Source organism: Paenarthrobacter sp. OM7 (assembly GCF_029873575.1).
Lineage (GTDB): Bacteria > Actinomycetota > Actinomycetes > Actinomycetales > Micrococcaceae > Arthrobacter.
Genome location: NZ_CP123579.1, coordinates 3,081,323 through 3,107,581, shown reverse-complemented (window position 1 = coordinate 3,107,581; position 26,259 = coordinate 3,081,323). Strand labels below are relative to the sequence as shown.

The 26,259-nt window shown below is 62.3% G+C and carries 24 protein-coding genes; 15 read left to right on the top strand and 9 right to left on the bottom strand.

Annotated elements, in window-relative coordinates; genetic code table 11:
• The first annotated feature begins 14 nt into the window (after positions 1-14).
• Together QEH68_RS14305 and QEH68_RS14300 are read left to right on the top strand one after the other, a co-directional pair.
• Positions 15-872, top strand: a complete 858-nt coding sequence (locus QEH68_RS14305) for a hypothetical protein (RefSeq protein WP_280623187.1) — start codon at positions 15-17, stop codon at positions 870-872.
• Positions 873-896: 24 nt separating this feature from the next.
• Positions 897-1,982: a 4-hydroxy-3-methylbut-2-enyl diphosphate reductase gene (locus QEH68_RS14300; protein WP_207594151.1), complete on the top strand. Its 1,086-nt coding sequence runs from the start codon at positions 897-899 to the stop codon at positions 1,980-1,982.
• Between the two features lie 87 nt (positions 1,983-2,069).
• On the opposite strand, the gene QEH68_RS14295 is transcribed toward QEH68_RS14300, so the two are convergent.
• Positions 2,070-3,299 (bottom strand): DNA recombination protein RmuC, encoded by a 1,230-nt coding sequence (locus QEH68_RS14295; RefSeq protein ID WP_280623186.1) that lies wholly within the window; start codon positions 3,297-3,299, stop codon positions 2,070-2,072.
• Between the two features lie 111 nt (positions 3,300-3,410).
• Here QEH68_RS14295 and ychF point away from each other — a divergent pair, with 111 nt between their 5' ends.
• The 5 genes from ychF to QEH68_RS14270 all read left to right on the top strand — a co-directional run bounded on the left by ychF (position 3,411) and on the right by QEH68_RS14270 (position 10,205).
• On the top strand, positions 3,411-4,496 hold the full coding sequence (gene ychF, locus QEH68_RS14290) for a redox-regulated ATPase YchF (protein ID WP_280623185.1): 1,086 nt from the start codon (positions 3,411-3,413) through the stop codon (positions 4,494-4,496).
• A 318-nt stretch (positions 4,497-4,814) separates the two neighbouring features.
• On the top strand, positions 4,815-6,497 hold the full coding sequence (locus QEH68_RS14285) for an ABC transporter substrate-binding protein (RefSeq protein ID WP_280623184.1): 1,683 nt from the start codon (positions 4,815-4,817) through the stop codon (positions 6,495-6,497).
• Between the two features lie 124 nt (positions 6,498-6,621).
• Positions 6,622-7,551, top strand: coding sequence for an ABC transporter permease (locus tag QEH68_RS14280; protein ID WP_089595705.1), 930 nt, complete (start codon positions 6,622-6,624; stop codon positions 7,549-7,551).
• Positions 7,541-8,485: an ABC transporter permease gene (locus tag QEH68_RS14275; RefSeq protein ID WP_089595704.1), complete on the top strand. Its 945-nt coding sequence runs from the start codon at positions 7,541-7,543 to the stop codon at positions 8,483-8,485. The genes QEH68_RS14280 and QEH68_RS14275 overlap by 11 nt, the downstream gene beginning before the upstream one ends.
• A gap of 10 nt (positions 8,486-8,495) precedes the next feature.
• Positions 8,496-10,205 (top strand): ABC transporter ATP-binding protein, encoded by a 1,710-nt coding sequence (locus tag QEH68_RS14270; protein ID WP_280623183.1) that lies wholly within the window; start codon positions 8,496-8,498, stop codon positions 10,203-10,205.
• Between the two features lie 98 nt (positions 10,206-10,303).
• Here the strand turns inward: QEH68_RS14270 and QEH68_RS14265 are convergent, their stop codons facing one another.
• Positions 10,304-11,146, bottom strand: coding sequence for an SGNH/GDSL hydrolase family protein (locus QEH68_RS14265; RefSeq protein ID WP_280623182.1), 843 nt, complete (start codon positions 11,144-11,146; stop codon positions 10,304-10,306).
• Positions 11,147-11,429: 283 nt separating this feature from the next.
• Here QEH68_RS14265 and typA point away from each other — a divergent pair, with 283 nt between their 5' ends.
• The 5 genes from typA to QEH68_RS14240 all read left to right on the top strand — a co-directional run bounded on the left by typA (position 11,430) and on the right by QEH68_RS14240 (position 17,121).
• Positions 11,430-13,346 (top strand): translational GTPase TypA, encoded by a 1,917-nt coding sequence (gene typA, locus QEH68_RS14260; protein WP_089595701.1) that lies wholly within the window; start codon positions 11,430-11,432, stop codon positions 13,344-13,346.
• Between the two features lie 33 nt (positions 13,347-13,379).
• Positions 13,380-13,796, top strand: coding sequence for a hypothetical protein (locus QEH68_RS14255; protein ID WP_280623181.1), 417 nt, complete (start codon positions 13,380-13,382; stop codon positions 13,794-13,796).
• 319 nt (positions 13,797-14,115) lie between these two features.
• Positions 14,116-14,442: a ferredoxin gene (gene fdxA / locus QEH68_RS14250; RefSeq protein WP_024817464.1), complete on the top strand. Its 327-nt coding sequence runs from the start codon at positions 14,116-14,118 to the stop codon at positions 14,440-14,442.
• 14 nt (positions 14,443-14,456) lie between these two features.
• Complete coding sequence (gene dapC, locus QEH68_RS14245; RefSeq protein WP_207594114.1) at positions 14,457-15,605, top strand: succinyldiaminopimelate transaminase; 1,149 nt, start codon at positions 14,457-14,459, stop codon at positions 15,603-15,605.
• A gap of 232 nt (positions 15,606-15,837) precedes the next feature.
• On the top strand, positions 15,838-17,121 hold the full coding sequence (locus QEH68_RS14240) for a citrate synthase (RefSeq protein WP_090818059.1): 1,284 nt from the start codon (positions 15,838-15,840) through the stop codon (positions 17,119-17,121).
• A gap of 118 nt (positions 17,122-17,239) precedes the next feature.
• Here the strand turns inward: QEH68_RS14240 and galE are convergent, their stop codons facing one another.
• Positions 17,240-18,295: a UDP-glucose 4-epimerase GalE gene (galE, locus tag QEH68_RS14235; protein WP_207594113.1), complete on the bottom strand. Its 1,056-nt coding sequence runs from the start codon at positions 18,293-18,295 to the stop codon at positions 17,240-17,242.
• 80 nt (positions 18,296-18,375) lie between these two features.
• Here galE and QEH68_RS14230 point away from each other — a divergent pair, with 80 nt between their 5' ends.
• Together QEH68_RS14230 and QEH68_RS14225 are read left to right on the top strand one after the other, a co-directional pair.
• Complete coding sequence (locus QEH68_RS14230) at positions 18,376-19,002, top strand: TetR family transcriptional regulator C-terminal domain-containing protein (RefSeq protein ID WP_280623180.1); 627 nt, start codon at positions 18,376-18,378, stop codon at positions 19,000-19,002.
• 113 nt (positions 19,003-19,115) lie between these two features.
• Positions 19,116-19,727 carry a hypothetical protein gene (locus QEH68_RS14225; protein WP_207594111.1) on the top strand — a complete coding sequence of 204 codons (612 nt, stop codon included), beginning with the start codon at positions 19,116-19,118 and terminating at the stop codon, positions 19,725-19,727.
• Between the two features lie 6 nt (positions 19,728-19,733).
• Here QEH68_RS14225 and QEH68_RS14220 read toward each other — a convergent pair whose 3' ends face one another.
• Positions 19,734-20,576 (bottom strand): hypothetical protein, encoded by an 843-nt coding sequence (locus tag QEH68_RS14220; RefSeq protein WP_207594110.1) that lies wholly within the window; start codon positions 20,574-20,576, stop codon positions 19,734-19,736.
• 13 nt (positions 20,577-20,589) lie between these two features.
• A complete protein-coding gene (dapD, locus tag QEH68_RS14215; RefSeq protein ID WP_089595692.1) occupies positions 20,590-21,615 on the bottom strand; it encodes a 2,3,4,5-tetrahydropyridine-2,6-dicarboxylate N-succinyltransferase in 1,026 nt (341 codons plus the stop codon).
• Between the two features lie 85 nt (positions 21,616-21,700).
• Between dapD and dapE the strand changes: the two genes are divergently transcribed.
• Positions 21,701-22,825, top strand: coding sequence for a succinyl-diaminopimelate desuccinylase (dapE, locus tag QEH68_RS14210; RefSeq protein ID WP_207594108.1), 1,125 nt, complete (start codon positions 21,701-21,703; stop codon positions 22,823-22,825).
• Between the two features lie 74 nt (positions 22,826-22,899).
• Here dapE and QEH68_RS14205 read toward each other — a convergent pair whose 3' ends face one another.
• The 4 genes from QEH68_RS14205 to QEH68_RS14190 all read right to left on the bottom strand — a co-directional run bounded on the left by QEH68_RS14205 (position 22,900) and on the right by QEH68_RS14190 (position 26,239).
• On the bottom strand, positions 22,900-23,793 hold the full coding sequence (locus QEH68_RS14205; RefSeq protein ID WP_089595690.1) for an amino acid ABC transporter permease: 894 nt from the start codon (positions 23,791-23,793) through the stop codon (positions 22,900-22,902).
• Positions 23,790-24,440, bottom strand: a complete 651-nt coding sequence (locus QEH68_RS14200) for an amino acid ABC transporter permease (protein WP_280623179.1) — start codon at positions 24,438-24,440, stop codon at positions 23,790-23,792. The genes QEH68_RS14205 and QEH68_RS14200 overlap by 4 nt, the downstream gene beginning before the upstream one ends.
• 92 nt (positions 24,441-24,532) lie before the next feature.
• Positions 24,533-25,408, bottom strand: coding sequence for a glutamate ABC transporter substrate-binding protein (locus QEH68_RS14195; RefSeq protein WP_207594106.1), 876 nt, complete (start codon positions 25,406-25,408; stop codon positions 24,533-24,535).
• Between the two features lie 75 nt (positions 25,409-25,483).
• Positions 25,484-26,239 carry an amino acid ABC transporter ATP-binding protein gene (locus QEH68_RS14190; protein ID WP_026539964.1) on the bottom strand — a complete coding sequence of 252 codons (756 nt, stop codon included), beginning with the start codon at positions 26,237-26,239 and terminating at the stop codon, positions 25,484-25,486.
• Between the last annotated feature and the right edge of the window lie 20 nt (positions 26,240-26,259).

Genomic DNA, 26,259 nt, shown 5'->3' with positions numbered 1-26,259 from the left:
CCCCGAGGACGACGTTGCGTACTTTTGTTTCAGCACTGGGAGTGATCCTCGCCCTTCTGCTCACAGCCGTCGCTGTTCCTGCGGCGTGGGTGGACCAGAACATTGTCAAAGAAGAGGGATTCGTTCGGATCGCCGGCTCGCTGGGCAGCGATCCCGAATTCCAGAACCGTTTGGCTACGGCCGCAGTGGGCACCTTTGAGTCCTCCGTGGATCTGCCCGGCCCCATCCAATCCCTGGCGGCCGACGCGCTCCGGAACGCGGCAACGGGCATGCAGTCGTGGAGTGACTATCCGCAAGCCTGGGAGGAAACCGTACGTAACAGCCACAGGCTGAACTTTGGGACGGTCGCCCTGGCGGAAGAATCGGCGGCGTCCACAGCACTCGTGTTGGACATAGGGCCCCTTGTGCGGCTGATCCGTGATCATTTTGCCGAGGCTACGCGGATCAGGCTCGATGTCCCCGCGGAGAGCCTTGTCTCTCTGGGGGAGCCTTCGCACCGGCAACTCGTGGAACGCGTGGCAGCCTTCGCGCCGCTGTGGTGGATAGCCGCTGCCGGGGCGCTGGTGTCTGCCCTTCTGGCATTGGCGGCTGCACGACGACGGTCGCTGGCTTTGGTCTTCCTTGGGCTGGGGGGATTGGCGCTGGCAGCCCTCTGGACGGCGGGAGCAGACCTCGCTGGTGGAATGGTCGGAAGCCTTGCCAGCGCCAACGGCGTGGCAGAACTGTTCAAGAACGAGTTCCTCACCACGGCCCGCAATGGTTTTGGCCAGTGGGTATGGATCGCAGTGTTGGTGTCCGGGGCCGTCCTGGTGGTGGGCGTCATAGCGGGAGTGGTCTCAGGGCGACGAGGGTCACGTTCGGCCCGAAGTTAAAGGCCGGGCCGGTAGCATGGAGACATGACCAGCACAGCAGTTTCCATTCCTATGCCCACGGTGCCGCGCAGACGGCGATCTCCGGAAGAGGTACAGGCAGCGGCACCCGTCACGGGTCCCAAGAAGGTTCTGCTGGCGGCGCCGCGCGGCTATTGCGCCGGAGTGGACAGGGCAGTCATTGCTGTAGAAAAAGCCCTTGAGCACTATGGGCCTCCGGTCTACGTCCGCAAACAGATCGTGCACAACGTCCATGTGGTCAGCTCCCTTGAGGAACAGGGAGCCATCTTCGTCGAGGAAACAGATGAGGTCCCCGAGGGCGCCTTGGTCATTTTCTCCGCGCACGGTGTATCTCCGGCTGTGGTCCAGTCTGCTGAAGACCGCGGTCTCCGTACCATCGACGCCACCTGCCCGCTGGTCACTAAAGTTCACAAGGAGGCTGTGCGCTTCGCCAAGGATGACTACGACATCCTCCTGATCGGCCACGAAGGCCACGAGGAAGTCGAAGGAACAGCCGGTGAGGCACCGGATCACATCCAGATCATCAACGGCCCGCACGAGGTGGACAAGGTCACCGTGCGCGACCCCGAGAAGACCATCTGGCTCTCCCAAACGACGCTGAGCGTGGACGAAACCATGGAGACGGTCCGTCTCCTCAAGGACCGGTTCCCGACCCTCCAGGACCCGCCCAGCGACGATATTTGCTATGCCACCACCAACCGCCAGGTGGCCATCAAGAAGATTGCTCCCCAAGCTGACCTCGTGATCGTGGTGGGTTCAGCCAACTCGTCCAACTCCGTGCGCCTGGTTGAGGTTGCCTTGGAGTACGGCGCCAAGAGCTCATACCGCGTGGACTTCGCCAACGAAGTGGACGAAGCCTGGTTCGAGGGCGTCGCCACGGTCGGTGTGACCTCGGGTGCCTCTGTCCCTGAAGTACTCGTCAAGGATGTCCTGCGGCTGCTGGCTGACTACGGCTACGGCGAAGTGCAGGAAATCGTGACGGCAGAGGAAGATCTCCTCTTCTCACTTCCCAAGGAGCTGAGGGCCACGTTGAAGAAAGCCGGCGATGTGACGCGTGCGCTCGGCGGCCGCGGGAACCGGGCAACGTCCTAACGCCCCTCGCTCCACACTACGAACTCAAAGAAACCGGCCCGCAGCCATCGGCTTCCACAGAGGAAGCGGTGCTGCGGGCCGGTTTCGCTATGCCGCGGACTCTTCGTCCTCCTCAGCCAGAAGCTCAGGAGCTGCCAAAGCGCGGGGGACAACCTCAACGGACATCGGCGCCGCAAGGCCGGCATCGTCCATGGTGTTGAGCTTGCGCGCGGTCGGCAGGACCCGGGCTTCCAACGTGCCCACCATCGCGTTGTAGCGGTCCACGGACGTCTTCAGGGAACTGCCCAGCTTGCCGACATTTTCACCCAAAGTACCCATGCGCTCGTACAGCTGCTTGGCGAGCTCGAACAGTTCGTGGGCGCTGTCCGTGAGCACATCCTGACGCCACGTGAAGGCCACCGACTTGAGGACCGCCAGCAGGGTCCCGGGCGAGGCCAGCACGACGTTCCTTGACAGGGCATATTCAAGAAGGCCCGGGTCAGCTTCCAGGGCAGATGCCAGGATGGACTCAGCCGGGAGGAAACAGATCACCAGTTCGGGGGAGTTCCCCGGAATGTCCCAGTACTTCTTGCCCGCCAAGGCATCTATGTGGGACTTCAGCGCTTTGGCGTGCTGGGACAGCAAGGTCTTTGAATCATGGTTGCTGGCAGGTGCCACCGATTCCCCAAAGGAACCGTCTCCGTGCAATTGTTCCTGGGCGGAGAGGTAGGAGGCGAGCGGGACCTTGGCGTCCACCACCAATTGTTTGCCACCTGGCAATTGGACTACGAGGTCCGGGCGAAGTGTGTTCTCGGTCCGGCCTGAATGCACCTGCTCATGGAAGTCCACGTGCCTCAGCATCCCGGACGCCTCCACCACCCTGCGGAGCTGCACTTCACCCCATTGGCCGCGGGCGCTGTTGGAGCGCAGGGCCGAGGCCAGGGCGTGTGTGGACCGCAGGAGCTGCTCGTCGGACAACCGGGCATCCTGCAGTTGCTGGGCAAGCTGGCCGTATTGCTCTACCCGGTCACGCTCCAGAAGCGATACCTGCTGCTGTACCGCGGTGAGTTTCTCAGCCACAGGAGCGAGCGCGCGCAGGACACTGCCATCTCCGTTCCTCGAAGCCGTCAACTCCCGGTTCTGTGTGAACAAAAGGCGCCGTTCGGCGTCGGCCGCTGCCAGCTGCGCGGTCACCTCCGAGAGGCGCGCCGAAACGGCGTCGAAGTCTTCTTCCAAGCCGGCGCCCCGGCGTCGAAAGACGACGTAGCCTGCCGCCAGGCCCACGGCGGCGCCGATCAACAGCATGAGCAGGGCCAAAACCAATCCAAATCCATCCATGAGGCAACCCTGTCACAGGGGTACGACAGTTTTAGTGAAGGGACCGCGCGGGGCGGCTGACACAGGGACGAACAAGCACTGGCAAGGTTCCAGCGGGTAGAATCAATGCTCGTGGCTCTTACTATTGGCATCGTCGGACTGCCCAACGTCGGCAAATCAACCCTTTTCAACGCACTGACCCGTAATCAGGTGCTCGCAGCGAACTATCCGTTCGCGACGATCGAGCCCAACGTCGGTGTGGTCAACCTGCCGGATCCGCGTCTGGCGAAGCTGGCCGAGATCTTCGGTTCGCAGAAACTGCTGCCAGCACCCGTGTCCTTCGTGGATATCGCCGGTATCGTGAAGGGCGCCTCGGAGGGCGAAGGACTTGGCAACAAGTTCCTCGCCAATATCCGCGAGGCAGAGGCCATCGCCCAGGTAGTCCGCGTGTTCGATGACCCTGATGTCATCCACGTCGACGGCAAAGTTGATCCGCGCTCAGACATGGAGACCATCAACACCGAGCTGATCCTGGCCGACCTTCAGACCATCGAAAACGCCATCCCGCGTATCGAAAAAGAAGTCAAGATCAAGAAGCGCGAAGCTGCCGAGCTGGCGGCCATCAAAGCGGCCCAGGCAGTGCTGGAACGCGGCGACACCATCTTCTCCTCGATCAAGAGCGACAAGCTGGAGATGGGGCACCTCAAGGAGCTCGGACTTCTCACCGCCAAGCCTTTCATCTATGTCTTCAACGCGGATGAGGGCATCCTTGGCGACCCGGCAAAGCAAGAAGAACTGCGGGCGATGGTTGCCCCCGCAGATGCAGTCTTCCTGGACGCAAAGCTTGAGTCCGACCTCGTGGAACTCGACGAGGAAGAAGCCCGCGAGATGCTGGAAATGAACGGCCAGAGCGAGTCCGGCCTCGACCAGTTGGCCCGCGTTGGTTTCCACACCCTTGGCCTGCAGACATACCTGACGGCCGGCCCCAAGGAAACCCGTGCGTGGACCATCCGCCAGGGTGACACCGCTCCCCAGGCCGCAGGTGTGATCCACTCCGACTTCCAGCGTGGCTTCATCAAGGCCGAGGTTGTCTCCTTCGACGACCTCATCGACGCCGGTTCCATGGCGGAGGCAAAGTCCCGCGGCAAGGTACGGATCGAAGGCAAAGAATACGTGATGGCCGACGGCGACGTGGTGGAGTTCCGCTTCAACGTCTAAGTCGTTGCGCACGCCGCAGAATTTTGGAAGGGCCCTGGTTCGACAGAACCGGGGTCCTTTTTTTGCGTAAAAATCGTCCTGTCCTGCTGTCAGACAGCGAATGCTACCACCGAGTAGTGTTTGACTTGAAATTCCCGCCAATTTAGGCATGTGTAGGTTGCGGAACGGTTACAGTTTGGCCAGCATGTCCCAACATCCGGACGCAATGTGGGTAGGCTTACACACACATGTAGGCAACGTCACAGTAGGAAACTGTGCCTGTGCCTGGGGGAAATCACGAATTTCTCCTGCTCAACTCCACGACTCATAGGAGGCGGAATGCGTTTCTCGCGCACTTCCAAAGCTCTAGGCGTAGCGGCGATCATCGCCCTCGCAGTGACCGGTTGCGGCGGCGGTGGCGGCACCAGCACAAACAGCTCTGCCGCAGCTGACCCGAACAAGGTCATTTCCGCATACAGCAACGAACCGCAGAACCCGCTGCTTCCGGCCAACACCAACGAGGTGTACGGTGGCCGCGTCGTCGAGCTGCTGTTCGAAGGCCTTCGCGCCTACGACTCGGACGGCAAGCCCGTCAACGCTCTGGCGGAGTCGATTGAGACAACCGACTCGCAGAACTGGACCATCAAGGTCAAGTCCGGCGCCAAGTTCACCAACGGTGAAGCCATCACGGCCAAGACGTTCGTTGATTCCTGGAACTTCGCCGCGCTGAGCACCAACCTCCAGAACAATGGCTTCTTCTTCGAGTCCATCGAGGGCTACGCCGACGTCAGTGCAGTCACCGAGACCACCGGCGCCGATGGCAAGAAGACCTCCACGCCGGCACCGACGGCCCAGACCATGTCCGGCCTGGCTGCCACTGACGACCAGACCATCACGGTCAAGCTCGGCCAGCCTGAGGCTGACTGGTCGCTGCGCCTCGGTTACTCCGCCTTCTACCCGCTGCCTTCCGAGGCTCTGAAGGACCCGAAGAAGTTCGGCGAGAACCCCATCGGCAACGGCCCGTACAAGTTCGAGAAGGAAGGTGCCTGGGTACACGACCAGTCCATCTCCCTGGTCAAGAACCCTGACTACACCGGCCCGCGTGCTGCCAAGAACGGTGGCGTTACCTTCAAGTTCTACACCGATCCGGGCCCCGCATACACGGATCTCCAGGCCGATAACCTCGACATCACGGACGTTGTTCCGTCGAACGCGTTGAAGACCTACACCACGGACTTCCCGGACCGTAACTCCACGCGCCCGAACGCCAACAACGCCACCCTGAACATCCCGGGCTACAACCCGAACTTCCAGGGTGAAGCCGGTCTCCTGCGTCGCCAGGCACTGTCCCACGCCATCAACCGTGAAGAGATCACCAAGGTCATCTTCAACGGCACGCGTACCCCGGCCACCGAGTTCACGGCTCCCGTGCTCGACGGCTACAACGACGCCATTCCCGGCAGCGACGTCCTGAAGTTCGACGCGCAGAAGGCCAAGGATCTCTGGGCTGAGGCCGAGAAGATCAAGCCGTACGACGGTTCCAAGCCGCTCCTGATCGCCTCCAACACTGACGGTGGCAACAAGGAATGGATCGACGCCGTTGCCAACGGTTTCAAGAACAACCTCGGCATCGAGGCTGAAATCCAGCCGTTCGCTAAGTTCGCTGAAGTTCTGGACCTCCGCAAGTCGCAGTCCCTCCCGGGCCTGACCCGCGCTGGCTGGCAGGGTGACTACCCGTCGCTCTACAACTTCCTCGGACCGGTATGGGCAACCAACGCCTCGTCCAACTACGAGAAGTACTCGAACGCTGAGTTCGACAAGCTCCTCAAGGAAGGCCTGGCTGCCAAGACGCCTGAAGATGCCAACAAGAAGTTCAACGAGGCACAGGAGATCCTGTTCAAGGAACTCCCGGGCTTGCCCCTGTGGTACCGGGCGACCCCGATCGTATGGAGCAACAACGTTGTGTCAGCTGAAACCGGCTGGAATGGCGGCGTCCGCTACTTCGACATCGAGGCCAAGTAGTCTCCAGGATCTGAACTTGCCTTAGGGCAAAGGGGGTCCGGCCAACGTGCCGGGCCCCCCTTGCTTGCTTGGCAGGAAGGCACACATGACACACCAATGCCCCACCACCGGAGAGGGGTGACCCATGGTTCGCTTCATTTTCCGTAGACTCCTCCAGGTCATCCCGGTATTCCTGGGGACCACACTCCTCGTCTACTACATGGTCTTCGCACTACCCGGCGACCCGATTGCCGCCCTCTTCGGAGATCGTCAGCCGCCGCAGAGCGTCATCGACGCCCTGCGGGCCCAGTACAACCTGGACCAGCCGTTCTGGGTTCAGTACGGGCTCTTCATCAAAAACTTGTTTACTTTCAACCTCGGCGTTGACTTCACCCAGCAGCCCATCGCTGACTCCCTTGCCAGGGCGTTCCCTGTGACGGCAATGCTCGCCATCGAAGCCCTCATTATCCAGGCCGTGTTCGGCATCGCCTTCGGTGTTTTCGCCGGGCTGAAGAAGGGCAAGCTCTTCGACTCCACCGTTCTGGTCGTTTCGCTCCTGGTGATCGCAGTTCCCACCTTCGTTTTGGGCTTCGTCTTCCAGCTGGTGTTTGGTGTCCAGCTTGGCTGGGCCAAACCTACTGTGGGCGCCAACGCCGACTGGGGCAACCTGATTCTTCCGGCAATTGTGCTGGGGCTCGTCTCCTTCGCCTATGTCCTCCGGCTGACCCGCGCTTCTGTCAGCGAGAACATGAACGCGGACTATGTCCGCACAGCGACAGCCAAGGGCTTGTCCCGGCCCCGCGTCGTCATGGCCCACATCCTCAGGAACTCGTTGATCCCGGTGGTCACCTACCTGGGTGCCAACCTTGGCGGGCTCATGGGCGGCGCCATCGTTACCGAAGGTATCTTCAACGTCCCCGGAGTGGGTAACAAACTCTTCCAGGCCATCCAGCGCAGCGAAGGCCCCACCATCGTTGCCATTGTGAGTGTCCTGGTCCTGGTTTTTGTTATCACCAACCTCTTGGTTGACCTCCTGTACGCCTGGCTTGACCCGAGGATCCGCTATGACCAGTAATAATGAACACTTTGTGGCTCCCGTCGAGGAGACACCGCTTCTGGCCACTGACGCTGTCAAGACAGATCAGGCGCCCCTGAGCCTTTGGGCAGATGCGTGGCGCAAGCTTCGCCGTCGCCCCATGTTCATCGTCTCCTCGCTGCTGATCCTGCTCCTTGTGATCGTTGCCGTGTTCCCGGGGCTGTTCACCAGCGTCGAACCCAACAATGACTGCCAGTTGGCCAACTCCGAGGGCGCACCCACTGCCGGCCACCCTCTGGGCTTCACCCTGCAGGGTTGCGACGTCTATTCCCGCGTGATCCACGGTACGCAGGCTTCCCTGTCTGTGGGTGTCCTGTCCGTGCTTGCCGTTGTCATCATCGGCGTCACCCTCGGTGCGCTGGCCGGTTACTACGGTGGCTGGCTGGACTCCGTCCTTGCACGACTCGGCGATATCTTCTTCGCGTTGCCGATCATCCTGGGCGCCCTGGTCATTACGCAGCTGCCGTTGTTCCGTGAGAACAGGAGCGTCTGGACAGTGGTCCTGACAATATCCCTGCTTGCCTGGCCACAAATGGCGCGTATCACCAGAGGTGCCGTCATTGAGGTCCGTAACGCGGACTTCGTTACGGCGGCCCGGTCACTGGGCGTGTCCAAATTCGGCGCCTTGGTGAAGCACGCCCTCCCGAATGCCTTGGCGCCCGTAATTGTGCTGGCCACGTTGGAATTGGGCGTTTTCATCGTCTTGGAAGCCACGTTGTCCTTCCTTGGTGTCGGGTTGCCCGGGAGCGTGATGTCGTGGGGTAACGACATTTCCGCGGCCAACGCATCCATCCGCACCAACCCGGGAATCCTGCTCTACCCGGCAGCCGCCCTGTCCATCACCGTCCTGAGCTTCATCATGCTTGGCGACGCCGTCCGCGATGCTCTTGATCCCAAGAGCCGTCAGCGCTAAGGAGGCGAACATGACTTCTGCGAACATCAGAATTGATGAAGCCACGGCACCAGTACGGCCCATCCTGGAGATCAAGGACCTGGCCATCACCTTCAAGACCGGTTCCGGTGAGGTCAAGGCGGTAAAGAACGCCCACTTGACCATCATGCCGGGCGAAACGGTCGCCATCGTGGGGGAGTCGGGCTCCGGAAAGTCGACGACGGCGCTGGCCGCCATCGGCCTCTTGCCCAACAACGGCCGAGTCTCCGCAGGCCAGATCCTGCTCGACGGCGAAGACATCGCCCACGCGTCGGAAAAGCGCATGATCGAGCTCCGCGGCAGCCATATCGGCATGGTTCCCCAGGACCCCATGTCCAACCTGAACCCGGTCTGGAAGATCGGTTACCAGGTTCGGGAAACCCTGAAGGCCAACGGTCGCCCGGACGGTCCTGAGGACGTTGCCCGCGTCCTTGCGGAAGCCGGACTCCCCGACGCTGCACGGCGTGCCAAGCAATATCCGCATGAGTTCTCCGGCGGCATGCGCCAGCGCGCGCTGATCGCCATCGGCCTGAGCTGCCAACCCAAGCTCCTCATTGCCGATGAACCGACGTCGGCCTTGGATGTCACGGTGCAACGCAGGATCCTGGACCACTTGGACACCATGACCACTGAACTCGGCACCTCGGTGTTGCTGATCACGCACGACCTCGGCCTTGCCGCCGAACGTGCTGACAAAGTGATCGTCATGTACCAGGGCAACGTGGTGGAGGCCGGTCCCTCGCTGGAACTGCTCCGCAACCCCCAGCACCCCTACACCCGTCGCCTGGTCGAATCGGCGCCGTCCCTGGCATCGCGTCGTATCCAGGTGGCCAAGGAGCAGGGTGTGGAAGCCGGCGATCTTTTGGCGCCCGTAGCTGCCGCACAAAGCCGGGTCCAGGACGAGGTCCTCCAGATCAAGAACCTGCGCAAGATCTACAAACTCCGTCAGGGACTAGGGCAGACGTCCGATTTCGCTGCTGTTGACGATGTCAGCTTCAGCGTCAAGCGTGGGACCACGACGGCGATCGTGGGCGAGTCCGGCTCGGGCAAGTCCACTGTTGCCAAGATGGTTCTCCAGCTTGAGAAGCCCACTGAGGGCCAGATCATCTTCGACGGCGTGGATACTGCGGGGTTGAAAGGCAAGGAGCTCTTCAAGTTCCGTCGCCGCGTGCAGCCCATCTTCCAGGATCCGTACGGATCCCTGGACCCCATGTACAACATCTTCAGGACCATCGAAGAGCCGCTGCGAGTGCACAAGATCGGGAATGCAGCCAGCCGCGAGAAGAAGGTCCGCGAGTTGTTGGACCAGGTGGCTTTGCCCCAGTCCATGATGCAGAGGTACCCTAACGAGCTCTCAGGCGGCCAACGGCAGCGTATCGCCATTGCGCGTGCTCTGGCGTTGGATCCAGAAGTCATCATTTGTGACGAAGCGGTGTCAGCCCTTGACGTCCTGGTGCAGGCACAGGTCCTGAACCTGCTGGCAGATCTCCAGGACAACCTTGGCTTGACCTACCTGTTCATTACCCACGACCTCGCCGTTGTACGCCAGATTGCAGACCACGTCTGCGTCATGGAAAAGGGCAAGCTGGTGGAGACGGGCAGTACTGACGACGTCTTCGACAACCCCCGTGAGGCGTACACCCAGGCACTCCTGGACGCCATCCCTGGTGGGTCGCTCCTGCTGCCGCCCGCGGTGGCCTGACCGGCGTCGAACGTTTGATCGCTGGATAGCAGAAGAGCCGGTGGTTCCCGAAAGGAAACTACCGGCTCTCGCTGTTTAACGTGCCCGCTACGGAACCGCTACGGAACCCCGGCGATGCTGTCCGGGCGGGCCGTTAGGCCCAGGGCTGTGAGTTCGCGGGCCAGGACGTCGCCCAGCTTGACGTGCCCGGACGGCTTGAGATGCACGCCGTCCTGGAGATCGCCAACAGCGTTGAAACGGGTGAGCCAGTCGCCAGTGCTGACGAAGGGAACACCGTGCTTCGCGGCAACCCGTCCCAGCAGGGCGTCCACTTCGGTACGGCGGCCGCCTCCGTGGTCAGCGCCGCGTGCCAAGGTTCCGATCATGGCCACGGTGGCCCCGGGGTAGCGCTTCTTCAGGGCCGCGAGCAGACGCTCGGCATTGCTGGTGATCTGCGCATCCGTAGCCTTCTGCGAGGCATCGTTGCCGCCGCCTTGCACCACAATCAGGGGCGGATCTCCGTAGGGGAGTATCCAGTCTCCACGCTGCAACGCATCGATGTAGTTGCCTGTCTTGCCGTTGGCGGCCACGAAGCCGGTGCCACCCATGCCCACCACGTGCAACTTGTATCCCAGGGCAGCGATGCCCTGCTGGGGCCAGGAGTCTTTGGGCATGGCCTGGGAATCACCGATCAGGACAGCCGTGTGGCGTACATCGGCCAGCACCAGCTCATTGCGGTTGTTCGCCGGGTTCTTGAAGAGGGAGCCAACCGGCAGGTCCAGGGCGCTGGGAGTCGGGGCCGTCCTCAGCGGCGGAGCTGCAGCCGTTTGGGCGGGCCCGGGCGCGGCGGAGCGCGTGGGGGTGGAAACAGGGGTAGCTGGGCTGGGTCCGCAGCCTACTGCCAGAACGCCGACGGCGATCAATGGTGCGAGCAAGCGGAACGCGGCCGAAGATTGTCGCATCGATGGTTCTCCGTGTGGCACTGGTTCTGCAGCAATCATGGGGCACGGAGCCAGGAAAATCCAGCATCTGGAGTAGCGGTTGTTAAAGCGTGACACGATGTGAGCCGGGCCACATTCAGGCGGCGAATGGCTTGCTTTTTAGGCTGGGAAATGCAACTGCGTTTAGACTGGATGCAGGTGCCCTGTGTCCCGGGGTCTTTTCGCTGTGTGTTCCGATCAAGTCGATCAGGTATGCGCGCGGATACAAACAGCTGACTTCACCACTGAAACGAGTCATTAACGCATGTCTGAAACCATCACCAACACTGCGTCGCGGAGCGATCTGCGCAACGTCGCGATCGTCGCACACGTTGACCACGGCAAGACCACGCTGGTCGACGCCATGCTCAAGCAGACCAACTCCTTCGCTTCCCATGGTGAGGTTGAGGACCGTGTCATGGACTCCGGTGACCTGGAGCGCGAAAAGGGCATCACCATCCTCGCGAAGAACACCACGGTTGCCTACAACGGCCCGTCGTCCAACGGCGAGACCATCACCATCAACGTCATCGACACCCCCGGCCACGCCGACTTCGGTGGCGAGGTAGAACGCGGTCTGTCCATGGTTGACGGTGTCGTCCTTCTGGTCGACTCCTCCGAAGGCCCGCTGCCCCAGACCCGCTTCGTGCTCCGCAAGGCCCTTGCTGCGCACCTGCCGGTCATCCTCCTGGTTAACAAGACCGACCGTCCCGACGCCCGCATCGACGAAGTTGTCCATGAGTCCATGGACCTGCTCCTGGGCCTCGCTTCGGACCTCGCCGACGAAGTTCCGGACCTGGACCTGGACAAGGTCCTCGAAGTTCCCGTCGTCTACGCCGCCGCCAAGGTTGGCCGTGCGTCACTGGACCAGCCGGCCAACGGCTCGGCCCCGGAGAACGAGGACCTCGAGCCTCTCTTCAAGACCATCATTGAGCACATCCCGGCTCCGACCTACAACCCGGACGGCGTGCTGCAGGCACACGTGACCAACCTGGACGCTTCGCCGTTCCTTGGCCGCCTCGCCCTGCTCCGCATCTACAACGGAACCCTCCGCAAAGGCCAGACCGTTGCCTGGGCCCGCGCCAACGGTGAGCTCAAGAACGTCAAGATCACCGAACTGCTCGCCACCAAGGCCCTCACCCGTGTTCCTGCCGAATCCGCAGGCCCGGGCGAAATCGTCGCAGTGGCCGGTATCGAGGAAATCACCATTGGTGAAACCCTCACCGATGCCGAGAACCCTCAGCCGCTGCCGCTGATCACTGTGGATGATCCCGCGATCTCCATGACGATCGGTATCAACACCTCGCCGCTGGCCGGCAAGGTCAAGGGCGCCAAGGTCACGGCCCGCCAGGTGAAGGATCGCCTGGACAAGGAACTGATCGGTAACGTCTCCATCAAGGTCCTCCCCACCGAGCGTCCCGACGCCTGGGAAGTCCAGGGCCGTGGCGAGCTCGCGCTGGCCATCCTGGTTGAGCAGATGCGTCGCGAAGGCTTTGAGCTGACCGTGGGCAAGCCGCAGGTTGTCACCAAGACCATCGACGGCAAGCTGCACGAGCCGATGGAACATATGACCATCGATGTGCCCGAGGAATACCTTGGTGCCGTCACCCAGCTCATGGCTGCCCGCAAGGGCCGCATGACCAACATGGCCAACCACGGCACCGGCTGGTGCCGCATGGAGTTCATCGTCCCTGCGCGTGGCCTGATTGGTTTCCGTACCCGGTTCCTGACGGACACCCGTGGCGCCGGTATCGCTGCCTCCATCTCCGAAGGCTACGAGCCGTGGGCCGGACCGATCGAATACCGTACCAACGGTTCGATGATCGCCGACCGCGCCGGCGTTGTGACCCCCTTTGCCATGATCAACCTGCAGGAGCGCGGTTCCTTCTTCGTGAAGCCCACCTCCGAGGTTTACGAAGGCATGATTGTTGGCGAGAACTCCCGCGCTGATGACATGGACGTCAACATCACCAAGGAAAAGAAGCTCACCAACATGCGTGCCGCTTCGTCCGACACCTTCGAAAACCTGACGCCGCCGCGCGATCTCACCCTGGAAGAGTCTCTCGAATTCGCCCGCGAAGACGAGTGCGTCGAGGTAACCCCGGATGCCATCCGTATCCGCAAGGTCATCCTGGACTCCAACGAGCGCGCCAAGGCCAACCGCGCCCGCGCCAAGTCCTAGCCTGCACTGACTGAAACAGTCAGGAACAGCTGAATGAAGAGAGGAGCCGCCGGTACGGTTCGTGGCATTGCTGCGGCCGTGCTGGCGGCTCTTTTCGTTGCTGCAGCAGGGACGGCCCTGCACCGTCAAGCAGGGCCGGTGGCCGGCGTCGAGGTTCCGTGGGGCGTTGTGGCGGCACTGTTGCTGTTGGCCTCAGTGCAGCTGTGGCTTGCAGCGTGGTCTCGCTCGATCATCCCGACGGCGGTAGCGGGCGTGGTGACCTATGCCGCCGTCGGCGTCTTCTCATCAGCCGGAGCCGCCAAGCAGTTGGTCCTGGGCGACGCGGCCGGCAACGTGTGGGTCTTCGGCATCGCTGCAGTCACCCTGGTCATGCTGGTGGCAGCGAGCCGCCTGCGCGCCGGACGGCCTGCCGCCGCGGCGGTGGCGGTGGAACCTCTTTCGCCGCGATGACCATCGCCAAGGGAATTTCTACGTCGGACGTGCGGGTCCGTACAGTGCAACTGTTGTCGCTGGTGTCCAGGAGGTAGCCGAGAGCGTCTGTCAGGCCGTCGTCAATCCTGTAGCGGACCACCACCCGGATGCCTGGCTCTGCGGTGAGTAGGAATTCTCTGGGCGGCAAATGCGGGGGAGTCACCGTTTCATACTAAGACGCGGGCTAGGTTGGCGTCATTGCACTGTTGGATAATAGGCTCGGAAGTTGAGTGCCCGGCATGATGCCGGCCGTATTACCCCGGCCATCGCCGGGACAAACCGTGGAGAGGTCTGGGACGTGACGTACGTAATCGCGCAGCCGTGTGTGGATGTCAAGGACAAGGCATGTATTGAAGAGTGCCCTGTCGACTGCATTTACGAAGGTGAGCGTTCCCTCTATATCCACCCCGATGAATGTGTCGACTGTGGCGCCTGTGAACCTGTGTGCCCGGTTGAGGCCATTTACTACGAGGATGACACCCCGGAGGAATGGGCCGACTACTACAAGGCCAACGTTGAATTCTTCGATGACCTCGGTTCCCCGGGTGGAGCGGCCAAGATCGGCAACACGGGTAAGGATCACCCGTTCATCTCCGCACTGCCCCCGCAGAACCAAGACCACTAAGGGCGGTAGTTTCTTTGATTTCCGCGGCACCGGCTTTCGGCCTGAACCTGCCTGACTACCCCTGGGAGGCCATGGCACCGTATGTTGCCACGGCGGCGAAGCATCCCGGTGGCGCAGTGAATCTTTCCATCGGAACGCCGGTGGATCCGACTCCAGGACTGATCCGCGACGCCCTGTCGGCCGCGGCGGATGCCCACGGCTATCCCACGGTTCATGGAACCGAGGCCCTGCGGCAGGCTGTGGTGGATTGGTTCGCCAGCCGACGCGGCGTGCCCGGCCTGGACCCCAGGGACGTCATGCCTACGGTGGGTTCCAAGGAGCTTGTCGCTTGGTTGCCCTTCTTGCTTGGCCTCAGCGCCGGGGACGTCGTGGTGCGGCCTACCGTTGCCTACCCGACGTATGACATCGGCGCCTCATTGGCAGGGGCCACAGCTGTTGCTGCTGATGACCTGGACGAACTTGATCCGGCCACCCGCGCCAAAGTCCGGTTGATCTGGATCAACTCGCCGGGTAATCCCACAGGCAGCGTTCGCGATGTCGAGTCGCTCCGCAGGATCGTAGGCCAGGCCCGCGAGCTCGGCGCCGTGGTGGCCTCGGACGAATGTTATGCCGAGCTGGGCTGGGGCGAATGGGATGCCCAACGCGGGGGAGAAGCTGTCCCCAGCATCCTGGATCCCCGCGTTACCGGCGGTTCCACCGACGGACTGCTGTGCGTGTACTCGTTGAGCAAACAGTCCAACCTGGCCGGCTACCGTGCCGCATTCGTGGCCGGAGACTCCGCCATCATGGCCAATCTGGTCAACAGCCGGAAGCATGCGGGCATGATCGTGCCCTACCCTGTGCAGGAAGCGATGCGCGTTGCTTTGGGTGATGCCGGCCACGTGTTGACACAGAAGGACCTCTACCGCGGCCGGCGCGAAAAGATGGTTCCGGCGCTGGAGAAGTTCGGACTGCAGATCCACCAATCCAAGGCCGGGCTGTACCTTTGGTCCACGGCAGGCGAAGCCACCTGGGACACGGTGGCACGTTTCGCCGACCTCGGAATTGTGGTGGGTCCCGGGGTCTTCTACGGGGATGCCGGCAATGGTTTCATCCGCGTAGCCCTCACCGGCAGCGACGAACGCATCGACGCTGCAGTTGAGCGGCTTGCCACAGCCTCATAACAATGCTGTGACTTGCACCACTAACAGCGTCATTCCGCCAGTAACCGGACGGTACGGATTAGTTCCGGGAGGTTACTGGCGGTAGCTTTTTAACTGACTATCAATGGTGGCCTTCTCTAAGAAAGCACTTCGGCCGTTGGAGCCCTGCAACAGTAGGGCCGAAGGCGGCGGCACCAGAAGTTGGTTGGACAAGCGTTCGATAGAGGCCCAAAGGCCTCATGAAGGGGACTCCATGACTGAGACCACCAGCGCAACACTGCGCCATGCCGGCGGCGAACTCGAACTGCCGCGCATCCAGGTTGTAGAAGGAAACGAAGGCTACGACGTTTCCAAGCTGCTGAAGCAGACGGGCGCCGTTGCCTATGACCCCGGCTTCATGAACACAGCGGCCACCACCTCGGCCATTACCTACATCGACGGCGACGCAGGCATCCTGCGCTACCGCGGTTACCCGATTGAGCAGCTCGCGCAGCACTCGAGCTTCCTCGAAGTTTCCTACCTGCTGATCTACGGCAACCTTCCCACCCCCACGGAGTTGGAAGAATTCGATCAGAAGATCCGGCGCCACACGCTCCTGCACGAAGAGCTCAAGGGCTTCTTCGGTGGGTTCCCGCGCGACGCCCACCCCATGCCGGTGCTCTCCTCTGCTGTTTCGGCGCTGTCCACGTTCTACCAGGACTCGCTGGATCCGTTCAACGCGGAGCACGTGGAAGTTTCCACCATCCGCCTCATGGCCAAGCTGCCTGTCATCGCCGCTTACGCCCACAAGAAGTCCATCGGCCAGCCGATGCTCTACCCGGACAACTCCATGAACCTGGTGGAGAACTTCCTTCGACTGAGCTTCGGCCTTCCCGCCGAGCAGTACGAAATGGATCCGGTAGTGGTCAAGGCACTGGACCTCCTGCTCATCCTGCACGCGGATCACGAACAGAACTGTTCCACGTCCACCGTTCGCCTGGTGGGTTCGTCCAACGCGAACCTCTTCGCTTCGGTGTCCGCAGGCATCAACGCCCTCTTCGGCCCTGCCCACGGTGGCGCCAACGAGGCCGTGCTGAAGATGCTCCGCCAGATCCAGGCCGACGGCATCAAGCCCGAGGACTACATGGAGAAGGTCAAGAACAAGGAAGACGGCGTCCGCCTCATGGGCTTCGGACACCGTGTCTACAAGAACTACGATCCCCGCGCCAAGATCATCAAGGCAACGGCCCACGAAGTTCTCGGCAAGCTCGGCGGCAACGACGAACTGCTGGACATCGCCATGCGCCTCGAAGAGAAGGCCCTGGCTGATGACTACTTCATCCAGCGCAAGCTCTACCCGAACGTCGACTTCTACACCGGCCTCATCTACAAGGCCATGGGTTTCCCGGAGAAGATGTTCACCGTTCTGTTCGCCATCGGACGCCTCCCGGGCTGGATTGCCCAGTGGCGCGAAATGATCAACGACCCCCAGACCAAGATCGGCCGCCCGCGGCAGCTCTACACAGGGGAGCCGGAGCGCAACTACCCGGCCAACTGATACGGCAATATCGTAAATAACGACGGCGGCCGCCCACCTCGCGCGAGGGGGCGGCCGCCGTCGTTGGTTACCGAGGCGTTGGTCGCCTCAGCGGTTGGTCGCCTCAGCGGTTGGTCGCCTAAGCGCCGGACGCCTGGGCGTTGCCGGCTGCGGCAGGCTCGGCGGCGTTGTACCCGTAGGGGTTGTTCTTCTGCCAGCGCCAGTGGTCCTCGCACATTTGGTCCACGTTCTTGGTGGTGGACCAGCCGAGGTCGGCCAGGGCGGAGGAAGCGTCGGCCCAGAATGCGGGGAGGTCGCCGGCACGGCGGCCAGTGATCTCGTACGGAATCGGCTGGCCGACGGCCTTCTCAAAGGAGCGCAGCACTTCCAGTACCGAGGAGCCGCGGCCGGAGCCAAGGTTCCAGCGCCGGACGCCCGGGCGCCCAGCGATATAGTTCAGGGCTGCTACGTGGCCGTCGGCCAGGTCCACCACGTGGATGTAGTCGCGCTGTGCCGTGCCGTCGGGGGTGTCATAGTCCCCGCCGAAGACCATGAGCTTCTCGCGGCGTCCCACGGCCACCTGGGCGATGAACGGCACGAGGTTGTTGGGAATCCCCTGGGGGTCCTCGCCGATGCGGCCTGACGGGTGTGCGCCCACAGGGTTGAAATAGCGCAGCAGTGCGATATGCCAGCGGTCGTCCGCGTTGCCCAGGTCCGAGAGGATGTCCTCGATCTGTTCCTTGGTGCGGCCGTACGGGTTGTTGGCACCGATTTCCATCTTCTCGATGTACGGGATGGGGTTGTGCTCGCCGTACACCGTGGCTGAAGAGCTGAAGACGATGGAGCGCACATTGTGCTTGTCCATGGCGCGGAGCAGGTTCAGGGTGCCAACGATGTTGTTGTAGTAGTAGGCGAGGGGCTCCTGGACGGACTCTCCTACTGCCTTCAAGCCAGCGAAGTGGATCACGGCGTCGATCTGGTGCTGGTCGAACACGGCCTCAACTGCGGGCTCATCCACCAGGTCAACCTTGTGGAACGCCGCGGTCTTGCCGGTAAGCTCCGAAACCCGGCGGAGGGATTCCTCGCTGGAGTTCACGAGGTTATCAAGCACGACGACGTCGTGGCCGGCTTCCTGAAGGGACAAAACGGTGTGGGAACCGATGTAGCCGGTGCCACCCGTGACAAGAATTTTCATGGTCTCTACGCTAGCGGAAATTGGAGCCACGCCGCTCTGTGTTGAGCGGTGTTGAAGCACGTTCGTGCTAAAAACTACTGGTGCCCAAAATTGTTGATGCCGAAGCCCGGCGCCAGGAAGTTGTCCAAGCCGTGTTCCGGATCATTGCCAGCGATGGCTTGGAACGGGCATCGCTCAGGGAAGTAGCGGATGAGGCCGGACTGGCAGTGGGCTCTGTCCGGCACTATTTTGCCAGCAGCGACGACCTCCTGGTGTTTTCCTTTGGTGCTGTGATTGACCGGATCGCGGGGCGGCTTGAATCATCAATGGCAGCTGTCGAGCAAGAGGCGCCGGGCAGTCCGGAACAGCAAGCTGCAGTATTGAACCTTCTGGTCCAATTCCTGCCTCTGGACGAGGAACTCGCGGTGGATGCGTGCGTATGGATGGCGTTCAGGCACGCAGCCCGTATCAAGCCCGTCCTCGCAGCCGAAGCCGGGCGCAGCCACCGCACTGTAGCGGCCGTCGTCGGGCGTTTGATCATGCACCTGAGCCCCGGGGGAGCCGCGGCCCAACAAACCCTCGTCACGGAGGCGGAGCGGCTCCTGGCAACCATGGACGGCTTGTGCATGCACGCGCTGTTGCAGCCCGAATGGATGACGGCCGAGATGTGCAGCGACGTCCTCACCGCCCATCTGGGATCCCTGGCCGGGATGCCCGCTGCCCACTAAGGGCTTCTCCGGCAACCAGTGCCGCCACAAGGCAAATGCCCCACGCCCCTACCGTCCAGACCCAACGGGAATAGACTGGGAGATGTCGGGAACCTGCCAAGGGAGGAATTCGGATGCACGAGTCAGGCGGCCCGGGATGGCGCATCACCATGGACACGTCCGGGCCGATGCTCATCGCCCTGTACCTGCGGGACGTCGCCGGACTGGATGGTGCCGGCAAACCCAGCCTGTCCCACGCAGCCCCCAAAGTCCGGCATGCCGACCACAGCCACCTGACCTCCGACGTCGGGGGTATCCACGCCCTCAAGACCGAGTGGGAAGCCTGGTGGGAAAGCCTGGTGAAGTCCTACCCCAAGCCCGCCTCGGAACTGGCGCCACCCAGCTTTAAGGCCTTCGGCAACTCGCCGGCACTTCAACGTGTCCTGCAGGCCCACTTCGGCTCGGCTTTGGGATGGGCCACTGACAGGATCGACGAGTACGCCGACCTCGAAGCTGCCCGTGAAGCCAACGGTGTGACCCAGGTCCTCAACGAGATGGTGGAAGACAGGCTGCTGGAAGTCGGGCGCAGTTCCCGCGACTTCGAATTGACCATCATTGAGCTCCCCTTGAACGAACCACGTGCGTGGTATCTGGAACCCAGCACGATGATTATGAGCCACAGGCTGTTGGCCGAGCCCGACGTCTTCCGGAGCTACGTCCAGCCGGTGGTGGAGATCCTCGCCTGAGAAAACTCAGGTGGCAGGGGCTGAGACAGTGATGGTGACCGCTCCGGAGGGAGCCGGTGAGGCCTGCCATCCGTCACGCTTCTCCCGGTTCCAGGCCCGGCCGCCTACATCCACCTGGGTGATGGACAGCGTCTTGGCGTTCGCCACGGCCCAGTGGGCGACGGCCCATGCCTGCGTCCCCGTGATGTCCAGCTGCACCGAGCGCCCCTGAACGGTGGCCGCTTGGGTGCCGAACGCCGTCGTGAGTTCATCGACGACGGCGGCAGGGTCACCGGCCGCTTCGGGCATGCGCAGTTCGCAGTTCAGCGCCGCCTCGGAATGTCCTGTAAGTGCAGAAGCGAAGGCCCTGCCCATGCCTTCGTGCTGCGCGTAGGCGCGGGGGAAGGCCGATCGTTGGACCGCTTGGGCGGCCTGGGTGATCTCCATTGACTCGTAGCCGGGGACTTTGACCAAGCCGTCAAAGAACGCATTGGCGGCGTAGACGGGGTCCATGACTTGAGCCTCAGTGCCCCAGCCCTGCGAGGGCCGCTGCTGGAAAAGCCCGCGGGAGTCGGGACCGGCGTCGTCGCCGTAGTTGATGTTCCGCATCCGGGATTCCTGCATGGCTGTGGCGAGGGCAATGCTCGCAGCCCGGGGAGGCAGCCCACGCTGGACGGAAATGGCGGTGATGAGGGAAGCATTCGCTGCCTGGTCCGTGGCGAGCTCGTGGCTTTCAGAGCCGACGACGGCGACGCAGCGCTCCGTGACCAAGGTCTCGGAGCGCTGCAGCACAGCAACGATCGCGTAGATGGCACCTGCTACGAGGGCCAAAGCCAGCACCGCAACGATGGCGCGGCGGAACCGGCGCACGGATGTCCTCCTGCTAGTTGGCGTGAAGGGCCTCGTTGAGCTCCACCGTCTGGCCCTTGCGCGGAAGAACTTCCACGCCGCCCGTGGTGGAGTTGCGGCGGAACAGCAGGTTGGGGACCCCGGAGAGCTCCACGGCCTTGATGATCTTGCTGGTGTCCTCGCCGTTCTCGTCCTTGGGACCCGGAACGCGGACGCGGGTACCGGCGGTGACGTACAGCCCGGCCTCCACCACGGAGTCATCACCGATGCTGATGCCAACGCCGGAGTTGGCACCGAGGAGGACACGCTCGCCCAGGGCGATCTTTTCCTTGCCGCCACCGGAGAGCGTTCCCATGATGGACGCTCCACCGCCAACATCAGTGCCGTCACCGGCCACGACGCCGGCAGAGATACGGCCTTCCACCATGGAAGTGCCCAGGGTGCCGGCGTTGAAGTTCACGAAGCCCTCGTGCATCACGGTGGTGCCTTCTGCCAGGTGTGCACCCAAGCGGACGCGGTCGGCGTCGGCAATGCGCACACCGGTGGGGACAACGTAGTCAACCATCCGCGGGAACTTGTCCACGCCGTAAACCACAACGTTGCCGCGCTTGCGAAGACGGGCGCGGGTCAGTTCGAAGCCGTCCACGGCTGCCGGACCGAAGTTGGTCCACACCACGTTGGGAAGCTTGCCGAAGACGCCGTCCAGGTTGATGCTGTTCGGCTTGACCAGGCGGTGCGAGAGGAGGTGCAGGCGGAGGTACGCGTCGGCGGTGTCTGCCGGGGCGGCGTCGAGGTCGATCTGGGCGAAAACCACTTTCTGTTCCGTACCGCGGTCGGCGTCCTTGCCGTCGTTGGCCAGTGCAGTGAGCGCGGGATCGGCGTTCTCAACGTCGCGCAGGGTCTCGGCGGCAACGCCCAATGCGGGAGCCGGGTACCAGACATCCAGCACGGTTGCTTCCCCGGAAGCCGAGGTAGCGATGGTGGCGAGGCCGAATCCGTAGGCTGATCGGAGGTTGGCGGGCGCGTCGGTGGGCACAGCAGAGGAAGCAGTTTCAGTCATGGGGCAAGTGTATCCAGCACCCGGAGGTCGGTTAAAACCGGTCTCATGCCATAAAGGTCGCATTTGCGGGCATTAGGCTGGACGGGTGACCCTGAATCCAGCCCCCGCCCTCCTCGACCTGCGCCAGGACGTTGCCCTGCTGACGGCCGCGATTATCGACTTCAACAGCGTGTCCGGCAATGAGACCGAGCTCGCCGACGCCGTCGAGTCCGCCTTGCGGGCCATACCCGCCTATACGGTGGTCCGCGACGGCGACGCCATCATTGCCCGGACCGAGCTTGGCCGTCCCGAACGGGTCATCCTGGCAGGACATCTGGACACCGTGCCCCTGCCCACCGTGGAGGGTTCGCTGGGCACCGTTCCAGCCACGTGGGAATCCGGCGTTCCGGGCGAGGGTGTGCTGTACGGCCGTGGGACGACGGACATGAAGGGTGGCGTCGCTGTGCAGCTGGCGCTCGCGGCGACCATGTTCGACGACGGCCGGGAACCGGACAAGGATGTCACCTTCGTTTTCTACGACCACGAGGAAGTCGAAGCCGTGAAGAGCGGCTTGGGCAGGTTGGTCCGCAACCACGGTGACCTGCTGCAGGGCGACTTCGCCATCCTGCTTGAGCCGACCCACGGCACGGTGGAAGGTGGATGCAACGGGACCAGCCGTTTTGAGGCCACTACCATCGGCGAAACGGCGCACTCAGCCCGCGCCTGGATGGGCATCAATGCCATCCACGGTGCTGCCCCCATTCTGGCGCGGCTCGCCGCCTACGAGCCGCAGACCATCAACGTGGACGGCCTCGATTACCGCGAGAGCCTGAACGCAGTAAAGATCAACGGCGGGACAGCCGGCAACGTCATCCCGGACCGGTGCGTGGTGGAGATCAACTACCGCTTCGCCCCGGACAAGTCGCCGGACCAGGCCGAGGCCCATGTCCGGGAACTCCTGGAAGGATTCGACGTCGTCCGCACCGACGCTGCTGCCGGCGCCAGGCCCGGTCTGAACCACCCCGCGGCCGCATCCTTCGTGGCCGCAGTCGGTGCCGAGCCCAAGCCCAAATACGGCTGGACCGACGTCGCGCGTTTCAGCGAGCTGGGAATCCCGGCGGTGAACTTCGGACCCGGCGACCCGCTGCTGGCACATAAGGACAACGAACACGTCGACGCCGATGCCATCCGTGAGTGCCTGCGGGCACTCAGGACGTGGCTGGCGCCGTAGTTTAGGAGCTTCCCCGCAGCATAAAGAAGGTCCGCAGCCTGGTGGCTGCGGACCTTCTTTGAGTTGGTGCAGGACTACGCCTTGTTGGGGCCTTCGATGGAATCCTTGGCGATGGGGTCGTTACCGCCCACCACGAGCCCGGTCCGGAGACTGGGCGGAGCCACGCCGCCGGCGGCCTTCTTGGAACCGCGGCGCTCAATCATGATCGCAATCCGTGACACGGTCAGGTTGATCAGGATGTAGATGGCCGCGCCGACGAAGAAGGCCGGGAACAGGAAGTCCGGACCCAGGAAGTCGGCCATGATCTGGATCTTCCGCAGCAGTTCCTCATAGCCCACGATGTAGCCAAGCGAGGTGTCCTTGAGCAGGACCACCAGCTGGGCGACCAGCGATGGCAGCATCCGGCGGACAGCTTGCGGGAACTCGATGGACATCCGCGACTGGAAGCTCCGCAGGCCAATGGCCAGTCCGGCCTCGCGTTGACCCTTGGGCAGCGACTGGATGCCCGCACGGAGGATTTCGGCAAAGATGGCGGCGTTGTAGAGGACCAGGCCCACGACGACGGCCTGGAACTGTCCCGTGGCGAAGACCAGCAGGACAAACAACATCATGAGGACCACGGGCATGCCGCGGAGGAACTCAAGGACCACCTGGGTGGGGATGCGGATCCAGGCGATCAGGGAGATCCTCAGCAGGCAGAGAGCAATGCCCAGAGGGAAGGCGATGATTGCCGCGACCGCGGCTGCCGCCAGCGTCGAGAGGATGCCTTGGCCGATCAGGCTCCAGACATCCGGGGCCAGGGGACCGTAGAAGATTTCCCAGCGGTCTGCATCGAAGATGCCCTGCTGTGCCAGCGTGGTGACGGCGATGGCAAGGACACCAAGGATGATCAGGATTCCGGCTGCGGATCCCAGGAGCGAGTAGAGGCGGGCCTTGGGCCCGGGGACGTCGTACAGGACCGAGGTCATCGGGCAATCGCCACCTTTCGTTCAACAAAGTGCGCCAGAAGGCCCAAGGGCACCGTGATCAGGAGGTAGAAGAAGGCCACCCCGAGCAGGATCCACAGGACTTGGTCACCGTAGTCGTTGGAGAGCTGGCGGCCGTAACCGAAAAGCTCGAGGACGAAGAACGCGCCGGCCACCGAAGAGTTTTTGACCAAGGCGATCAGGATGTTGATCAACGGGGGGACGACGGTACGGACGGCCTGGGGAAGGACAATGAAGCCCAGGACCTGGGTAAAGGTCATGCCGATGCTCCGGGCAGCTTCTGCTTGGCCCACGGGCACGCTGTTGACACCGGAACGGACTGCTTCGGCGATGAAGGCTGCCGTGTAGCTGCTCAGCGCGATGATGGCGGCCACTTCGAATTGCTCGAACTTGACGCCCAGCCGGGGGAGAACGATGGCTGCGAAGAAGAAAATGATGGTCAACGGGGTGTTACGCGCGACTTCAACATAGAACATGCTGAAACCGCGGAGTGCAGCCACGGGGGAGACCCTCATGGCCGCCAGGAGTGTGCCGACAACGAGGGCAATGATTCCTGAAATGACGGAAAGATAAAGGGTCCGGAGAAATCCGTCCCAGTATTCGGGGAGGCTTGCTATGACGGCGTCCATGGCTTCCTTTGGCTGCAGCTAATCAGGGAACAGGGTCCTGGAGTCGTCAACTGCCGCCGTCCGGTTGGGCGGCGGCAGTCAACGGATCCCGACTAGTAGCGGTTGATCGCAGGAAGTTCAGGAGTGGTCTTGATGACCTTGCCTGCAGTGGCTTCCCAAGCCTTCTTGTAGTCGCCGTCCTTCTGGAATGCCTCGAGCTGGTCGTTGATCCAGTTGCGGAAAACGGTGTCGTCCTTCTTCAGGCCGATGCCGTAAGGCTCCTTGGTGAAGGTCTCATCCGAAGCGAGCTTGAAGGCATCCGGTTCCTTGTCCACGTAACCGGCGAGGATCACGTTGTCCGTGGTTACTGCAACTACCTGCTTGTTGCGCAGCGGCTCCAGGCAAGCGGTGTACGTGGCAGCCGGAACAACCTCGGCGTTGTACTTTTCGGCGATGGTCTTTGCCGGGGTGGAGCCCGTGACGGAGCAGACCTTCTTGCCGGCGACATCTTCAGGCTTGGTGATGGAGGTGTCGTCCTTGTTCACCAGGAGTGCCTGGCCCGCTTCGTAGTAAGGTCCGGCGAAGGCAACCTTTTCCTTCCGGGCATCGTTGATGGTGTAGGTGGCGATGACCAAGTCAACGCGGCCCTGCTCGATGAACGATTCGCGGTTCTGGGAGACAGTCTCTACCCATTCGATCTTGTCAGCGGGAATACCCAGCTTGGCAGCGATCGCCTTGCCCATTTCGACGTCGAAACCGACAGGCTTGCCATCCAGGCCCTTCTGGCCGAACAGCGGCTGGTCAAACTTGGTGCCGATGGTGATCTTCTGGGCCTTGTTCAGCTTCTCCATGGTGGTGCCGGCCTCGAAGGTCGCCGAAGCAACCGGGGGAGTGGTGGTGGTGCCGCCGCCACATGCGCTCAGCGACAGGGCGAGGGCTGCGGAAGCGGCCACCAGGAGTGATTTCCTCCGGGTAATGAAAGCCTTCATGACATTCCTTTCATAGATTGGCCGTCTTACGGCCTGGGTGCGGTCTCTAACGGCCTGGGTGCGGGCGGTCAAGAGCTAGTGGGTCAAAAGCTTGGACAGGAAGTCCTTGGCTCGGGTGCTCTTCGGGTTGGTGAAGAATTCCTCGGGAGTAGCGTCTTCCACAATCTGGCCGTCAGCCATGAACACCACACGATCGGCAGCCTTGCGGGCAAAGCCCATCTCGTGGGTGACCACGATCATGGTCATGCCTTCTTTTGCCAACTGGATCATGACGTCAAGGACTTCGTTGATCATTTCGGGGTCCAACGCGGACGTCGGCTCGTCGAACAACATGACCTTAGGCTTCATGGCGAGAGCACGTGCGATGGCAACACGCTGTTGCTGGCCACCGGAGAGCTGGGCAGGAAGCTTGGGAGCCTGGTGCCCAACGCCAACGCGCTCAAGGAGAGCCATGGCTTCCTTGTCGGCCGTGCCCTTGGCCACACCCTTGACCTTGATGGGACCCAACGTGACGTTCTCAAGAATCGTCTTGTGGGCGAACAGGTTGAAGGACTGGAAGACCATTCCGACGTCGGCACGCAGGTGTGCGAGGTCCTTGCCTTCTTCGGGAAGCTTCTTCCCGTCGATGGCGATGTCACCGTCGTCGATGGTTTCCAAACGGTTGATGGCACGGCAGAGTGTGGACTTACCGGAACCTGAGGGGCCGATTACCACTACCACCTCACCCTTCTTGACCTGAAGGTTGATGTCCTTGAGGACGTGCAGTTGACCGTAATGCTTGTTGACGCCATTCAGGGAGACGAGGGCATCGCCGGACGCTTGAGTAGTCATACGACGAATCTAGCGAACAA

Excerpts from the sequence above, each read along its gene's own strand:
- QEH68_RS14190 (WP_026539964.1), bottom strand. The coding sequence starts at position 26,239 with ATGACTACTCAAGCGTCCGGCGATGCCCTCGTCTCCCTGAATGGCGTC.
- typA (WP_089595701.1), top strand. The coding sequence starts at position 11,430 with ATGTCTGAAACCATCACCAACACTGCGTCGCGGAGCGATCTGCGCAAC.
- QEH68_RS14240 (WP_090818059.1), top strand. The coding sequence starts at position 15,838 with ATGACTGAGACCACCAGCGCAACACTGCGCCATGCCGGCGGCGAACTC.
- QEH68_RS14280 (WP_089595705.1), top strand. The coding sequence starts at position 6,622 with ATGGTTCGCTTCATTTTCCGTAGACTCCTCCAGGTCATCCCGGTATTC.
- QEH68_RS14205 (WP_089595690.1), bottom strand. The coding sequence starts at position 23,793 with ATGACCTCGGTCCTGTACGACGTCCCCGGGCCCAAGGCCCGCCTCTAC.
- QEH68_RS14265 (WP_280623182.1), bottom strand. The coding sequence starts at position 11,146 with ATGCGACAATCTTCGGCCGCGTTCCGCTTGCTCGCACCATTGATCGCC.
- QEH68_RS14300 (WP_207594151.1), top strand. The coding sequence starts at position 897 with ATGACCAGCACAGCAGTTTCCATTCCTATGCCCACGGTGCCGCGCAGA.
- QEH68_RS14200 (WP_280623179.1), bottom strand. The coding sequence starts at position 24,440 with ATGGACGCCGTCATAGCAAGCCTCCCCGAATACTGGGACGGATTTCTC.
- QEH68_RS14285 (WP_280623184.1), top strand. The coding sequence starts at position 4,815 with ATGCGTTTCTCGCGCACTTCCAAAGCTCTAGGCGTAGCGGCGATCATC.
- QEH68_RS14295 (WP_280623186.1), bottom strand. The coding sequence starts at position 3,299 with ATGGATGGATTTGGATTGGTTTTGGCCCTGCTCATGCTGTTGATCGGC.
- QEH68_RS14270 (WP_280623183.1), top strand. The coding sequence starts at position 8,496 with ATGACTTCTGCGAACATCAGAATTGATGAAGCCACGGCACCAGTACGG.
- QEH68_RS14255 (WP_280623181.1), top strand. The coding sequence starts at position 13,380 with ATGAAGAGAGGAGCCGCCGGTACGGTTCGTGGCATTGCTGCGGCCGTG.
- QEH68_RS14275 (WP_089595704.1), top strand. The coding sequence starts at position 7,541 with ATGACCAGTAATAATGAACACTTTGTGGCTCCCGTCGAGGAGACACCG.
- galE (WP_207594113.1), bottom strand. The coding sequence starts at position 18,295 with ATGAAAATTCTTGTCACGGGTGGCACCGGCTACATCGGTTCCCACACC.
- QEH68_RS14225 (WP_207594111.1), top strand. The coding sequence starts at position 19,116 with ATGCACGAGTCAGGCGGCCCGGGATGGCGCATCACCATGGACACGTCC.
- QEH68_RS14195 (WP_207594106.1), bottom strand. The coding sequence starts at position 25,408 with ATGAAGGCTTTCATTACCCGGAGGAAATCACTCCTGGTGGCCGCTTCC.
- dapD (WP_089595692.1), bottom strand. The coding sequence starts at position 21,615 with ATGACTGAAACTGCTTCCTCTGCTGTGCCCACCGACGCGCCCGCCAAC.